Genomic DNA, 12,380 nt, shown 5'->3' with positions numbered 1-12,380 from the left:
TCTGCGCGAGCAGGTAGGGGTTTTGTCTTTGTGGCGCAAAAATACTGTGCGCTCCTACAGGGCCCGGGCCAGGCAAACTGCGGCGCCTGGCTCGCTAGCCCGAAACCGTGTCGTTGCTCAATAGTCCTCTCCCACAATTCGACCCGGAACACTAGAATAGAGCCGACGCATCCATTCAGAACTTCCCTATGCCCAACCCTGTTGACCCCCAAGCGCTCGCGCAGTTGCCGCTGGAAGACCTCGTGGCCTGCCACGAGTGCGACCTGCTACTGCGCAAGCCGCTGCTGCAGCACGATGAGAAGGCTCAGTGCCCGCGGTGCGGCTACGAGCTCTATGCCCATCGACACAACCTGGTCAATCGCAGCCTGGCCCTGGTGCTCACGGCCCTGTTGCTCTACGTGCCGGCCAACTTCCTGCCGATCATGCAGCTGCACCTGCTCGGCCAGACTTCCGACGACACGGTCTGGAGCGGTGTGCTCGGGCTATACAACTCCGAAATGCGCGGCATCGCCGTGGTGGTGTTCCTGTGCAGCATGGCCATCCCTTTGCTCAAGCTGCTGTGCCAACTGGCGGTGCTGCTGAGCATCCGCCTGGACATCGGCCGCAGCTATGGCTTGCTGATCTATCGTATTTACCACCACCTGCGCGAGTGGGGCATGCTCGAGGTCTACTTCATGGGCGTGCTGGTGGCCATCGTCAAGCTGGTCGACCTGGCCGAGTTGAGCATCGGCCTGGGGCTGTTCTGCTTCATTAGTCTGTTGCTGGTGCAGGTATGGCTCGAGGTGGTGATGTCGCCACACCAGATCTGGGTGGCACTGTCGGGGGAGGATGTCCATGCGGGCGATTGATGCAGGCATCCTGGTTTGCAATGAATGCCATGAGCTGAACCGCCAGGTGGCCGACAGCACGTCGCAGACCTGTACTCGCTGTGGCGCAACCGTGCATGCGCGGCGGCCGAACAGCATCGTGCGCACCTGGGCGTTGCTGATCACGGCAATGATCCTCTACATCCCGGCCAACGTGCTGCCGATCATGACCGTCAGCGCCCTCGGCCAGGGTAGCCCCGACACCATCATGTCCGGGGTGATCACCTTGATGAAGCACGGCATGCTGCCCATCGCCGCGGTGGTGTTCATCGCCAGTATCCTGGTACCGACTTTCAAGCTGGTGGGCATCGCCCTGCTGCTGTATTCAGTGCAGCGGCACCAGCCGCTTTCGGCCCGCCAGCGCATCCTGATGTACCGCTTCATCGAGTTCATCGGGCGCTGGTCGATGTTGGACATCTTCGTCATTGCCATTTTGGTGGCGGTGGTGAATTTCGGCCGCATCGCCAGTGTCGAAGCCAACCTGGGCGCCGTCGCCTTCGCCACCGTGGTGATCCTGACGATGCTTGCCGCTTTAACTTTCGATCCCCGACTGATCTGGGATAACACGGAGTCGGATGACGACCATGAGTGACTTGCCTACGGCTAAAACCCGCCCCGCTTCAAATTGGTCGGCCATCTGGATCCTGCCGCTGATTGCCCTGGCGATCGGTGGCTGGCTGGCCTGGCAGGCCTACCGCGACGCCGGTATCGAGATCCAGGTACGCTTCGAAAGTGGCGAGGGTATCGTCGCCAACAAGACCGAGGTCATCTACAAAGGCATGTCGGTAGGCAAGGTCGTTGCCCTGGTGCTGGATGACAAGGGGGACAACCGCGGCGTTATCGCCACCGTCGAAATGAAGAAGGAAGCAGGCCCCCATCTCACCAAAGGCACACGGTTCTGGCTGGTGAAGCCAAGCGTCAGCCTGGCGGGGATCACCGGCCTGGAGACACTGGTATCCGGTAACTATATTGCCGTGGATCCAGGGGAGGGCGAACCGACCAAGCGATTCACTGCGTTGAAGGAGGCGCCGCCGCTGTCCGACAGCGAGCCCGGCCTGCACCTGACCCTCAAGGCTGAGCGCCTGGGCTCGCTCAACCGTGACAGCCCGGTGTTCTACAAGCAGATCCAGGTCGGTCGGGTGAAGAGCTACAAGCTGTCCGAAGACCAGGGCACGGTCGAGATCAAGGTGTTCATCGCCCCGCCGTACGCGGCCCTGGTGCGCAAGCACACGCGCTTCTGGAACGCCAGCGGGGTCAGCATCGATGCCGATTTCTCGGGGGTCAAGGTGCGCACCGAATCGCTGTCGAGCATCGTCGCCGGCGGTATCGCCTTCGCCACTCCAGAAAACCGCAAGGACAGCCCGCCCACCGACCCTAGCCTGCCGTTCCGCTTGTACGAGGACTTCGACGCGGCCCAGGCCGGTATCCGGGTCAAGGTCAAGCTCAGCGACTTCGAAGGCCTGCAGAAGGGCCGCACGCCTGTGTTGTACAAGGGTATCCAGGTGGGCTCGCTCAAGGACCTCAAGGTCGAAAGCGACCTGGCCAGCGCCACGGCCGAGCTGACCCTGGATCCGCTGGCCGAGGACTACCTGGTCGAGGGCACGCAGTTCTGGGTGGTAAAGCCATCGATCTCGCTGGCTGGCATCACCGGCCTGGAGGCATTGGTCAAGGGTAACTACATTGCCGTTCGCCCGGGTGAGCCGGGGGCCAAGCCGCAGCGCGAGTTCGAGGCGCGCCCCAAGGCGCCGCCGCTGGACCTGAAGGCGCCGGGGCTGCACATGGTGCTGTTCGCCGATACCCTGGGTTCGCTGGAGGTGGGCAGCCCGGTCATGTACCGCCAGGTACGCGTGGGCAGCGTGCAGAGCTACCAGTTCGCCCGTAACAGCAAGCGTATTCTCATCGGCGTGCACATCGAGAAGGAATACGCCAACCTGGTCAACGGCTCGACGCGCTTCTGGAATGCCAGCGGCATCACCCTGACGGGCGGTCTGTCGGGTATCCAGGTCAAGAGCGAGTCGCTGCAGACCTTGATGGCCGGTGGTATTTCCTTCGACACGCCCAAGCCGGATGTGCCGCTCAAGCGGCGTATTCCACGCTTCCGTCTGCACGAGAGCCAGGATGCGGCCAACCGTGCCGGTACCTTGATCACCATTCGCGTGGACCGCGCCGATGGCCTCAAGCCGGGTACACCGATTCGCTTCCGCGGTCTGGATGTGGGCAGCGTCGAAAGCGTCGACCTGACGGCCGATCTGCAAGCGGTGTTGCTGCGTGCGCGAATTACCCAAGCCTCCGAGCGTATCGCCCGTACCGGCACGCAGTTCTGGGTGGTCAAGCCGGCGTTTGGCCTGGTGCGCACCGAGAACCTCGACACCCTGGTGGGTGGCCAGTACCTGGAGGTGCTGCCGGCGCTCAAGGACAAAGGCCCGCAGCGTGACTTCATCGCCTTGAGCGATGTGCCTGAAGTCAAGGGCGAGGAGGTCGGTTTGCCGCTGACGCTGAGCGCGCCGCGGCGCGGCTCGATCAAGCCTGGGGTGCCGGTCACCTACCGGGAGGTCACGGTGGGCAAGGTCACCGGCTTCGAGCTGGGCCAGAGCGCCGACCGCGTGCTGATCCACATTCTGATCGAGCCGCGCTATGCCGGTCTGGTGCGCGGCGGTAGCCGTTTCTGGAACAGCAGCGGCTTCGGTTTCGACTGGGGCTTGTTCAAGGGCGCCACGGTGCGCACCGAGTCGTTGGAAACCCTGATCGATGGCGGCATCGCCTTCGCCACCCCGGATGGCGAGCAGATGGGCAACCCGGCGCGGCCGCAGCAGACCTTCGCGCTGTTCGACAAGCCGGAGGATGCCTGGCTGCAGTGGGCGCCGAAGATCCAGATCGGCAAGTGATGAAGGGCGGGGCCGTCATGCGGCCCTGCCCCTGTAGGAGCGGCCTTGTGTCGCGAAAGGGCCGCAAAGCGGCCTCAGCGTTACCACATGGATTGCTGGGGCTGCTGCGCAGCCCTTTCGCGACACAAGGCCGCTCCTACAAAGACAATTGTTCCCGCAGGATAAGTGATCTGCCAGTGTGGCCCGGCAAATCACAGGCATAAAAAAACCGACCCTAGGGTCGGTTTTTTCGACAAGAACGTCGCTTAGGCAGCTGCAGCTTCTTTCAGTGCCTTGATGTGGCCATTCAGACGGCCTTTGTGGCGAGCAGCTTTGTTCTTGTGGATGATACCTTTGTCGGCCATACGGTCGATTACAGGTACAGCCAGAACGTAAGCGGCTTGCGCTTTTTCGGCGTCTTTTGCGTCGATGGCTTTGACTACATTCTTGATGTAGGTGCGGACCATGGAACGCAGGCTGGCGTTGTGGCTGCGACGCTTCTCAGCCTGTTTTGCACGTTTCTTGGCGGAAGGTGTGTTGGCCACCGTCGAGCTCCTCGAAAGACTTTAGGTAAATAGCAAACAAAATAGGCCGCGAATCATGCCGACGAGTCGAACGGATGTCAAGGCCACCTGCAGGGTTCCGCCGAGCGGTGGGTCGATGAGCGGGAAATATTCCCTTCTGCCGCACGACCTGTAAACTCGGGAATTTTGGCTCCCCCTGCGAAGGCGCGGGAGTATCGCACATTCGAACGCTCTCTGCAGCGTCCTCTGCCCCTGGCGTGAAAATTTTCGATGAATCTGCTCAAATCCCTGGCCGCAGTCAGCTCCATCACCATGATTTCCCGGGTGCTCGGTTTCGTTCGCGACACCATCCTGGCGCGGGTCTTTGGCGCCGGCATCGCCACCGACGCCTTCTTCATCGCCTTCAAACTGCCCAACCTGCTGCGCCGGATTTTCGCCGAAGGGGCATTCTCCCAGGCCTTCGTGCCGATCCTGGCCGAGTACAAGAGCCAGCAGGGCGAGGAAGCCACCCGCACCTTCATCGCCTATATCAGTGGCCTGCTGACCCTGGTCCTGGCGCTGGTCACCGTGGTTGGCATCCTCGCCGCACCTTGGGTGGTGTGGGCCACCGCGCCAGGTTTTGTCGACAGCGCCGAAAAGTACCAACTGACCACCAGCCTGCTGCGGGTGACCTTTCCTTATATATTGCTGATCTCGCTGTCGTCGTTGGTGGGGGCCATCCTCAACACCTGGAACCGCTTCAGTGTGCCGGCCTTCACCCCGACCTTGCTCAACGTGGCGATGATCGCCTTCGCGGTGCTGCTGACCCCATACTTCGACCCACCGATCATGGCCCTGGGCTGGGGCGTGCTGGCCGGCGGCCTGGCGCAGCTGCTGTACCAGCTGCCGGCGCTGAAGAAGATCGGCATGCTCGTGCTGCCGCGCCTTAACCTGCGCGACACCGGGGTATGGCGCGTGCTCAAGCAGATGCTGCCGGCGATCCTCGGGGTATCGGTAAGCCAGATCTCGCTGATCATCAACACCATCTTCGCCTCGTTCCTGGTGGCCGGGTCGGTGTCGTGGATGTATTACGCCGATCGCCTGATGGAACTGCCGTCGGGCGTGCTCGGCGTGGCCCTGGGCACCATCCTGCTGCCGACCCTGGCCAAGACCTATGCCAACAAGGACCGCGAGGAATATTCGCGAATCCTCGATTGGGGCTTGCGCCTGTGCTTCCTGCTGGTGCTGCCGTGCACTCTGGCCCTGGCGATTCTCGCCGAGCCGCTGACCGTGGCGCTGTTCCAGTACGGCAAGTTCACCGCCTTCGACGCGGCCATGACCCAGCGCGCGCTGATCGCCTATTCGGTGGGCCTGCTGGCGATCATCCTGGTCAAGGTACTGGCACCTGGCTTCTATGCGCAGCAGAATATCCGCACGCCGGTGAAGATCGCGATCTTCACCCTGCTCTGCACGCAACTGCTCAACCTGGCCCTGATCGGCCCGCTGGCCCACGCCGGGCTGGCCCTTGCCATCAGCCTGGGAGCCTGCCTCAACGCCGGCCTGTTGTACTGGAAGCTGCGCAGCCAGCAACTGTTCCAGCCCCAGCCGGGGTGGACGATGTTCCTGCTGAAACTGGTACTGGCGGTGACCTTGATGTCGGTGGTGTTGCTGCTGGGCATGCACTACCTGCCGGCCTGGGAGCAGGGCGACATGCTCGCGCGTTTCGTGCGCCTGGGCGGCCTGATCGCGGCGGGCGTGGTGACCTATTTCGGTTGCTTGTTCCTGTGCGGTTTCCGCCCGCGGCATTTCGCCCGCAAGGCGTTGCATTGAGGCGCCAGCAGGGTCAGGCGTCGGTTTTTCGCATTCCATGCCCACCGGTGGCGCTGCTGCCTGTCGCCAGCGCCCGGGTGTGGTTATAATCGGCCACTTTATGAGCAAGAAGCGCGTTATGCAGCTGGTTCGAGGTCTTCACAACCTGCGCCCCGAGCACCGGGGCTGTGTCGCCACCATTGGCAACTTCGACGGGGTCCACCGCGGCCACCAGGCGATTCTCGCGCGCCTGCGCGAACGTGGCCAGGCACTCGGCCTGCCGACCTGCGTGGTGATCTTCGAGCCACAGCCCCGCGAATACTTCGCCCCGGACAGCGCGCCGGCCCGCCTGGCGCGCTTGCGCGACAAGGTCGAGCTGCTGGCCGCCGAAGGCATCGACCGGGTGCTGTGCCTGTCGTTCAACCAGCGCCTGAGCCAGCTCAGCGCCGAGCAGTTCGTCAAGGCCGTGCTGGTCGAGGGCCTGGGCGTGCGCCACCTCGAAGTGGGCGATGACTTCCGCTTCGGTTGCGACCGCGCCGGCGACTTCGCTTTCCTGGTCGAGGCTGGCAAGCAGCATGGTTTCTCGCTCGAGGCGGCCAACACCGTGCTGCAGGACGGCCTGCGGGTCAGCAGCACCGAAGTGCGCAAGGCCTTGGCCGATGGCAACTTCGAGCTCGCCGAGCACCTGCTGGGCCGGCCATACCGCATCACCGGCCGCGTGCTGCATGGCCAGAAGCTGGCCCGCCAGCTCGGCACACCTACCGCCAACATCCAGCTCAAGCGCCGTCGCGTGCCGCTGTCCGGGGTCTACCTGGCCAGCATCGAGATCGACGGCAAGCACTGGCCGGGTGTTGGCAACATCGGGGTACGACCCACCGTCAGCGGTGATGGCCGTCCCCACCTGGAGATTCATCTCCTGGATTACGCCGGCGACCTCTATGGCCGGCGCCTGACGGTGGAATTCCACCACAAGCTGCGTGAAGAGCAGCGTTTCGCCTCCCTGGAGGCGCTGAAGTCGGCGATCGACGCGGACATCGCCGCCGCACGTGCCCACTGGCACGCTCAACCGCTAACGAAGAGCCTGAAATGACCGACTACAAAGCCACGCTTAACCTTCCGGACACCGCCTTCCCCATGAAGGCCGGCCTGCCTCACCGCGAACCGCAGATCCTGCAGCGCTGGGACAGCATTGGCCTGTACCAGAAGCTGCGCGAGATTGGCAAGGATCGTCCGAAGTTCGTCCTGCACGACGGCCCGCCCTATGCCAACGGCAAGATTCATATCGGTCATGCGCTGAACAAGATTCTCAAGGACATGATTGTCCGCTCGAAAACCCTGTCGGGCTTCGACGCCCCGTACGTACCGGGCTGGGACTGCCACGGCCTGCCGATCGAGCACAAGGTCGAGGTCACCCACGGCAAGCACCTGACCGCCGACCGCACCCGCGAGCTGTGCCGCGAGTACGCCGCCGAGCAGATCGAAGGGCAGAAGACCGAGTTCATCCGCCTGGGCGTGCTGGGTGACTGGGACAACCCGTACAAGACCATGAACTTCGCCAACGAGGCCGGCGAGATCCGCGCCCTGGCCGAGATGGTCAAGCAAGGCTTCGTGTTCAAGGGCCTGAAGCCGGTGAACTGGTGCTTCGATTGCGGTTCGGCCCTGGCCGAAGCCGAGGTCGAGTATGCCGACAAGAAATCCCAGACCATCGACGTGGCCTTCCCGGTCGCCGACGAGGCCAAGCTGGCCGCTGCCTTCGGCCTGGCCGCGCTGGCCAAGCCCGCCGCCATCGTGATCTGGACCACCACCCCGTGGACCATCCCGGCCAACCAGGCGCTGAACATCCACCCGGACTTCACCTACGCCCTGGTCGATACCGGCGAGCGCCTGCTGGTGCTGGCCGAGGAGCTGGTCGAGGCGTGCCTGAAGCGCTATGCCCTGGAAGGTTCGGTCATCGCCACCGCCCCGGGTTCGGCGCTGGAACTGATCAACTTCCGTCACCCGTTCTACGATCGCCTGTCGCCGATCTACCTGGCCGAATACGTCGAGCTGGGCGCCGGTACCGGCGTGGTGCACTCCTCGCCAGCCTACGGCGAAGACGACTTCGTCACCTGCAAGCGCTACGGCATGGTCAACGACGACATCCTCACCCCGGTGCAGAGCAACGGCGTGTATGTCGAGTCGCTGCCGTTCTTCGGCGGCCAGTTCATCTGGAAGGCCAACCCGGCCATCGTCGACAAGCTCAGCGAAGTCGGCGCGCTGATGCACACCGAGACCATCAGCCACAGCTACATGCACTGCTGGCGCCACAAGACCCCGCTGATCTACCGCGCCACCGCGCAGTGGTTCGTCGGCATGGACAAGCAGCCCACCAGCGGCGACAACCTGCGCGAGCGCTCGCTCAAGGCCATCGAAGAGACCAAGTTCGTTCCGGCCTGGGGCCAGGCGCGCCTGCACTCGATGATCGCCAACCGTCCAGACTGGTGCATCTCGCGTCAGCGCAACTGGGGCGTGCCGATCCCGTTCTTCCTCGACAAGCAGACCGGTGAGCTGCACCCGCGCACCGTCGAGCTGATGGAGGAAGTGGCCAAGCGCGTCGAACAGCAAGGCATCGAGGCCTGGTTCAAGCTGGATGCCGCCGAACTGCTGGGCGATGAAGCCGGGCAGTACGACAAGATTTCCGACACCCTCGACGTCTGGTTCGACTCCGGCACCACCCACTGGCACGTGCTGCGTGGCTCCCACGATATCGGCCACGCCACCGGCCCGCGCGCCGACCTGTACCTGGAAGGCTCCGACCAGCACCGCGGCTGGTTCCACTCTTCCTTGCTGACTGGCTGCGCCATCGACGGCCACGCGCCGTACCGCGAGCTGCTGACCCACGGCTTCACCGTGGACGAGAACGGCCGCAAGATGTCCAAGTCGCTGGGCAACACCATCGAGCCGGAAAAGGTCAACAACACCCTGGGTGCCGACATCCTGCGCCTGTGGGTGTCCGCCACCGACTACTCCGGTGAGATGGCCGTTTCCGAGCAGATCCTGCAGCGTAGCGCCGACGCCTACCGCCGCATCCGCAACACCGCGCGCTTCCTGCTCTCCAACCTGTCCGGCTTCGACCCGGCCCGCGACCTGCTGCCGGCCGAGGACATGCTGGCCCTGGACCGTTGGGCGGTCGACCGTACCCTGCTGCTGCAGCGCGAGCTGGAAGAGCACTACGGCGAGTACCGGTTCTGGAACGTCTACTCGAAGATCCACAACTTCTGCGTGCAGGAGCTGGGCGGCTTCTACCTCGACATCATCAAGGACCGCCAGTACACCACCGGCGCCAACAGTGTCGCCCGCCGCTCCTGCCAGACCGCGCTGTACCACATCAGCGAGGCGCTGGTGCGCTGGATCGCGCCGATCCTGGCGTTCACCGCCGACGAGATCTGGCAGTACCTGCCGGGCGAGCGCAACGAGTCGGTGATGCTCAACACCTGGTACCAGGGCCTGACGGAACTGCCGGCCGACGCCGAGCTGGACCGCGCCTACTGGGACCGCGTAATGGCGGTCAAGGCCGCGGTCAACAAGGAGCTGGAGAACCAGCGTACCGCCAAGGTCATCGGCGGCAACCTGCAGGCCGAGGTCACCCTGTTCGCCGAAGAGGGCCTGACCGCCGACCTGAACAAGCTCGGCGACGAGCTGCGCTTCGTGCTGATCACCTCGGCGGCCAGCGTGGTGCCGTTCGTCCAGGCACCGGCCGATGCGGTGACAACCGAGGTCGAAGGCCTCAAGCTGAAGGTGGTCAAGTCTGGCCATGCCAAGTGCGGCCGTTGCTGGCACTTCCGCGCCGACGTCGGCAGCCACCCGGAGCACCCGGAAATCTGTGGCCGTTGCGTCGACAACCTGAGCGGCTCCGGTGAGGTGCGCCACTATGCCTAATGCGTCCGCAGGGCGCTTCGGGCGCCTTGCCTGGCTCTGGCTGAGCCTGGTGGTGCTGGTCCTCGACCAGGCCACCAAGGTCTACTTCGAGGGCGCGCTGAGCCTGTACCAGCAGATCGTGGTCATTCCCGACTACTTCAGCTGGACCCTGGCCTACAACACCGGCGCGGCGTTCAGCTTCCTGGCCGACAGTTCCGGCTGGCAGCGTTGGCTGTTCGCCGTGATCGCCGTGGTGGTCAGCGCCGTGCTGGTGGTCTGGCTCAAGCGCCTGGGGCGCAACGAGACCTGGCTGGCCGTGGCCCTGGCCCTGGTGCTGGGCGGTGCATTGGGCAACCTGTACGACCGCGTGGTGTTGGGCCATGTGGTCGACTTCATCCTGGTGCACTGGCAGAACCGCCACTACTTCCCGGCCTTCAACCTGGCCGACAGCGCCATCACCGTTGGCGCGGTGATGCTGGCGCTGGATATGTTCAAGAGCAAGAAGTCCGAGGAAGCCGTCCATGACTGAGACCCGTATCGGCCAGAACACCGAAGTCACCCTGCACTTCGCGCTGCACCTGGAAAACGGCGACACCGTCGACAGCACCTTCGACAAGGCCCCGGCCGTGTTCAAGGTCGGCGACGGCAACCTGCTGCCGGGCTTCGAGAACGCCCTGTTCGGCTTCAAGGCCGGTGACCAGCGCAAGCTGAGCATCGCCCCGGAGAACGCCTTCGGCCAGCACAACCCGCAGAACGTGCAGGTGATGCCACGTTCGCAGTTCGACGGCATGGAGCTGTCCGAAGGGTTGCTGGTGATCTTCAACGACGCCGCCAACACCGAACTGCCCGGTGTGGTGAAAGCGTTCGACGACCACCAGGTGACCATCGACTTCAACCATCCACTGGCAGGCAAGACGTTGAACTTCGAGGTGCAGATCCTCGACGTCAAGGCCTTGTGAGCCGGGAGCCGAGCATGCAAATCAAACTCGCCAACCCGCGCGGTTTCTGCGCGGGGGTCGACCGGGCGATCGAGATCGTCAACCGCGCCCTGGAGGTCTTCGGCCCGCCGATCTATGTGCGCCATGAAGTGGTGCACAACAAGTTCGTGGTCGAGGACCTGCGCAACCGTGGCGCGGTGTTCGTCGAAGAGCTGGACCAGGTGCCGGACGACGTCATCGTCATCTTCAGCGCCCATGGTGTATCCCAGGCCGTGCGCCAGGAAGCCGCCGGGCGCGGCCTGAAGGTGTTCGACGCGACCTGCCCGCTGGTCACCAAGGTGCATATCGAAGTGGCCAAGTACAGCCGCGACGGCCGCGAGACCATTCTCATCGGCCACGAAGGGCACCCGGAAGTCGAAGGCACCATGGGCCAATACGACGCCAGCAACGGCGGCGCCATCTACCTGGTCGAGGACGAGGACGATGTTGCCAAGTTGCAGGTGAACGACCCCGACCACCTGGCCTTCGTCACCCAGACCACGTTGTCGATGGACGATACCAGCCGGGTGATCGACGCCCTGCGCGCGCGCTTCCCGAACATCGGCGGCCCGCGCAAGGACGACATCTGCTACGCCACGCAAAACCGCCAGGACGCCGTCAAGCAACTGGCCGACGAGTGTGACGTGGTGCTGGTGGTGGGCAGCCCCAACAGCTCCAACTCCAACCGCCTGCGCGAGCTGGCCGAGCGCATGAGCACGCCGGCCTACCTGATCGACGGTGCCGAGGACCTGCAACGCAGCTGGTTCGACGGCGTGCAGCGGATCGGCATCACCGCCGGTGCCTCGGCCCCCGAGGTGCTGGTGCGTGGCGTGATCGATCAACTCAAGGCCTGGGGTGCCAGCGGCGCCGAAGAGCTCGACGGCCGCGAGGAGAACATCACCTTCTCCATGCCCAAGGAACTGCGGGTACGCTCGCTGATCTGACTCAGTCTCCTGCACAGCGGCGGCCCTCGTCGCTGCGCAGGCTGACCCGGCCACTGGGGCTCAGCACCACCTGGTGCTGGCTCCCCGGCCCGCTGCGCTGGCAGATGTCCAGCGTGATGCCGACGAAGCCGATGCCCACGGGCGCCCCCCGCCGACTGAAACGCACCTCGCGGGTAGAGCTCGCCAGCACTTTCGCCGGCTTGCCCAGGCGATGCTCGCGCACCAATTGGCCGTCGCGCTCTTGCGCTACCCGCCAGCCTTTGCCCCAGTCACCCTCCAGTGGATGCACCGTCAGCGCCTGTTGCTGCAGCGCGGCCTGGTTGCGCGCGGCGCGCAGCGTTTGCGCCAGGTCCCGGGCCACGGCGGTTAGTTGCAGGGTTTCGCCGAGTCGGTTGTAGGCCGTGATACCAAGGTGTGTCAGCAGGCTGCCAATGGCCAGCGCGCACATCATTTGTAGCAGTGTTACGCCTTGTTGCTTCACCGTGCATTCCTCCCTGGAAGTGCTTCGCTATAGCTTCCG

General features: G+C 64.1%; 11 protein-coding genes. 9 read left to right on the top strand and 2 right to left on the bottom strand.

The annotated features are described in order from the left end of the window. Positions 1–188 precede the first annotated feature (188 nt). From ACODS5_RS09065 to ACODS5_RS09055, 3 genes are read left to right on the top strand one after another with little or no spacing between them, the layout of a single operon-like run. A complete protein-coding gene (locus ACODS5_RS09065) occupies positions 189–848 on the top strand; it encodes a paraquat-inducible protein A (RefSeq protein ID WP_134693351.1) in 660 nt (219 codons plus the stop codon). Then, entirely contained in the window at positions 835–1,458 is a 624-nt protein-coding gene (locus ACODS5_RS09060; protein WP_134693352.1) for a paraquat-inducible protein A, read from the top strand. The genes ACODS5_RS09065 and ACODS5_RS09060 overlap by 14 nt, the downstream gene beginning before the upstream one ends. After that, on the top strand, positions 1,451–3,751 hold the full coding sequence (locus ACODS5_RS09055; RefSeq protein ID WP_134693353.1) for a PqiB family protein: 2,301 nt from the start codon (positions 1,451–1,453) through the stop codon (positions 3,749–3,751). The genes ACODS5_RS09060 and ACODS5_RS09055 overlap by 8 nt, the downstream gene beginning before the upstream one ends. A gap of 245 nt (positions 3,752–3,996) precedes the next feature. On the opposite strand, the gene rpsT is transcribed toward ACODS5_RS09055, so the two are convergent. Beyond that, positions 3,997–4,275 carry a 30S ribosomal protein S20 gene (rpsT, locus tag ACODS5_RS09050; protein ID WP_003247625.1) on the bottom strand — a complete coding sequence of 93 codons (279 nt, stop codon included), beginning with the start codon at positions 4,273–4,275 and terminating at the stop codon, positions 3,997–3,999. A 249-nt stretch (positions 4,276–4,524) separates the two neighbouring features. Between rpsT and murJ the strand changes: the two genes are divergently transcribed. The 6 genes from murJ (at position 4,525) to ispH (ending at position 11,860) form a co-directional block, all read left to right on the top strand. Continuing rightward, a complete protein-coding gene (gene murJ / locus ACODS5_RS09045; RefSeq protein WP_489108442.1) occupies positions 4,525–6,063 on the top strand; it encodes a murein biosynthesis integral membrane protein MurJ in 1,539 nt (512 codons plus the stop codon). Between the two features lie 118 nt (positions 6,064–6,181). Further along, entirely contained in the window at positions 6,182–7,132 is a 951-nt protein-coding gene (ribF, locus tag ACODS5_RS09040; RefSeq protein ID WP_134693355.1) for a bifunctional riboflavin kinase/FAD synthetase, read from the top strand. Then, complete coding sequence (gene ileS / locus ACODS5_RS09035; RefSeq protein ID WP_489108441.1) at positions 7,129–9,960, top strand: isoleucine--tRNA ligase; 2,832 nt, start codon at positions 7,129–7,131, stop codon at positions 9,958–9,960. The genes ribF and ileS overlap by 4 nt, the downstream gene beginning before the upstream one ends. Then, positions 9,953–10,468, top strand: a complete 516-nt coding sequence (gene lspA, locus ACODS5_RS09030; protein ID WP_102682158.1) for a signal peptidase II — start codon at positions 9,953–9,955, stop codon at positions 10,466–10,468. Before ileS ends, lspA begins: the two co-directional genes overlap by 8 nt. Further along, entirely contained in the window at positions 10,461–10,898 is a 438-nt protein-coding gene (locus ACODS5_RS09025) for an FKBP-type peptidyl-prolyl cis-trans isomerase (protein ID WP_134693357.1), read from the top strand. The genes lspA and ACODS5_RS09025 overlap by 8 nt, the downstream gene beginning before the upstream one ends. A 14-nt stretch (positions 10,899–10,912) precedes the next feature. Further along, a complete protein-coding gene (gene ispH, locus ACODS5_RS09020; RefSeq protein ID WP_134693358.1) occupies positions 10,913–11,860 on the top strand; it encodes a 4-hydroxy-3-methylbut-2-enyl diphosphate reductase in 948 nt (315 codons plus the stop codon). A gap of 1 nt (position 11,861) precedes the next feature. On the opposite strand, the gene ACODS5_RS09015 is transcribed toward ispH, so the two are convergent. Next, positions 11,862–12,341, bottom strand: a complete 480-nt coding sequence (locus tag ACODS5_RS09015) for a GspH/FimT family pseudopilin (protein ID WP_489108440.1) — start codon at positions 12,339–12,341, stop codon at positions 11,862–11,864. Positions 12,342–12,380: the final 39 nt, after the last annotated feature.

The sequence above is a fragment of the Pseudomonas sp. FG47 genome (genome assembly GCF_057809115.1).
Note: the sequence above shows the minus strand (reverse complement) of the source record. Positions and strands in the feature narration are given on the sequence as shown.

Coding starts and splice junctions, on each gene's coding strand:
- ACODS5_RS09065 (WP_134693351.1), top strand. CDS start 189: ATGCCCAACCCTGTTGACCCCCAAGCGCTCGCGCAGTTGCCGCTGGAA.
- ACODS5_RS09060 (WP_134693352.1), top strand. CDS start 835: ATGCGGGCGATTGATGCAGGCATCCTGGTTTGCAATGAATGCCATGAG.
- ACODS5_RS09055 (WP_134693353.1), top strand. CDS start 1,451: ATGAGTGACTTGCCTACGGCTAAAACCCGCCCCGCTTCAAATTGGTCG.
- murJ (WP_489108442.1), top strand. CDS start 4,525: ATGAATCTGCTCAAATCCCTGGCCGCAGTCAGCTCCATCACCATGATT.
- ribF (WP_134693355.1), top strand. CDS start 6,182: ATGCAGCTGGTTCGAGGTCTTCACAACCTGCGCCCCGAGCACCGGGGC.
- ileS (WP_489108441.1), top strand. CDS start 7,129: ATGACCGACTACAAAGCCACGCTTAACCTTCCGGACACCGCCTTCCCC.
- lspA (WP_102682158.1), top strand. CDS start 9,953: ATGCCTAATGCGTCCGCAGGGCGCTTCGGGCGCCTTGCCTGGCTCTGG.
- ACODS5_RS09025 (WP_134693357.1), top strand. CDS start 10,461: ATGACTGAGACCCGTATCGGCCAGAACACCGAAGTCACCCTGCACTTC.
- ispH (WP_134693358.1), top strand. CDS start 10,913: ATGCAAATCAAACTCGCCAACCCGCGCGGTTTCTGCGCGGGGGTCGAC.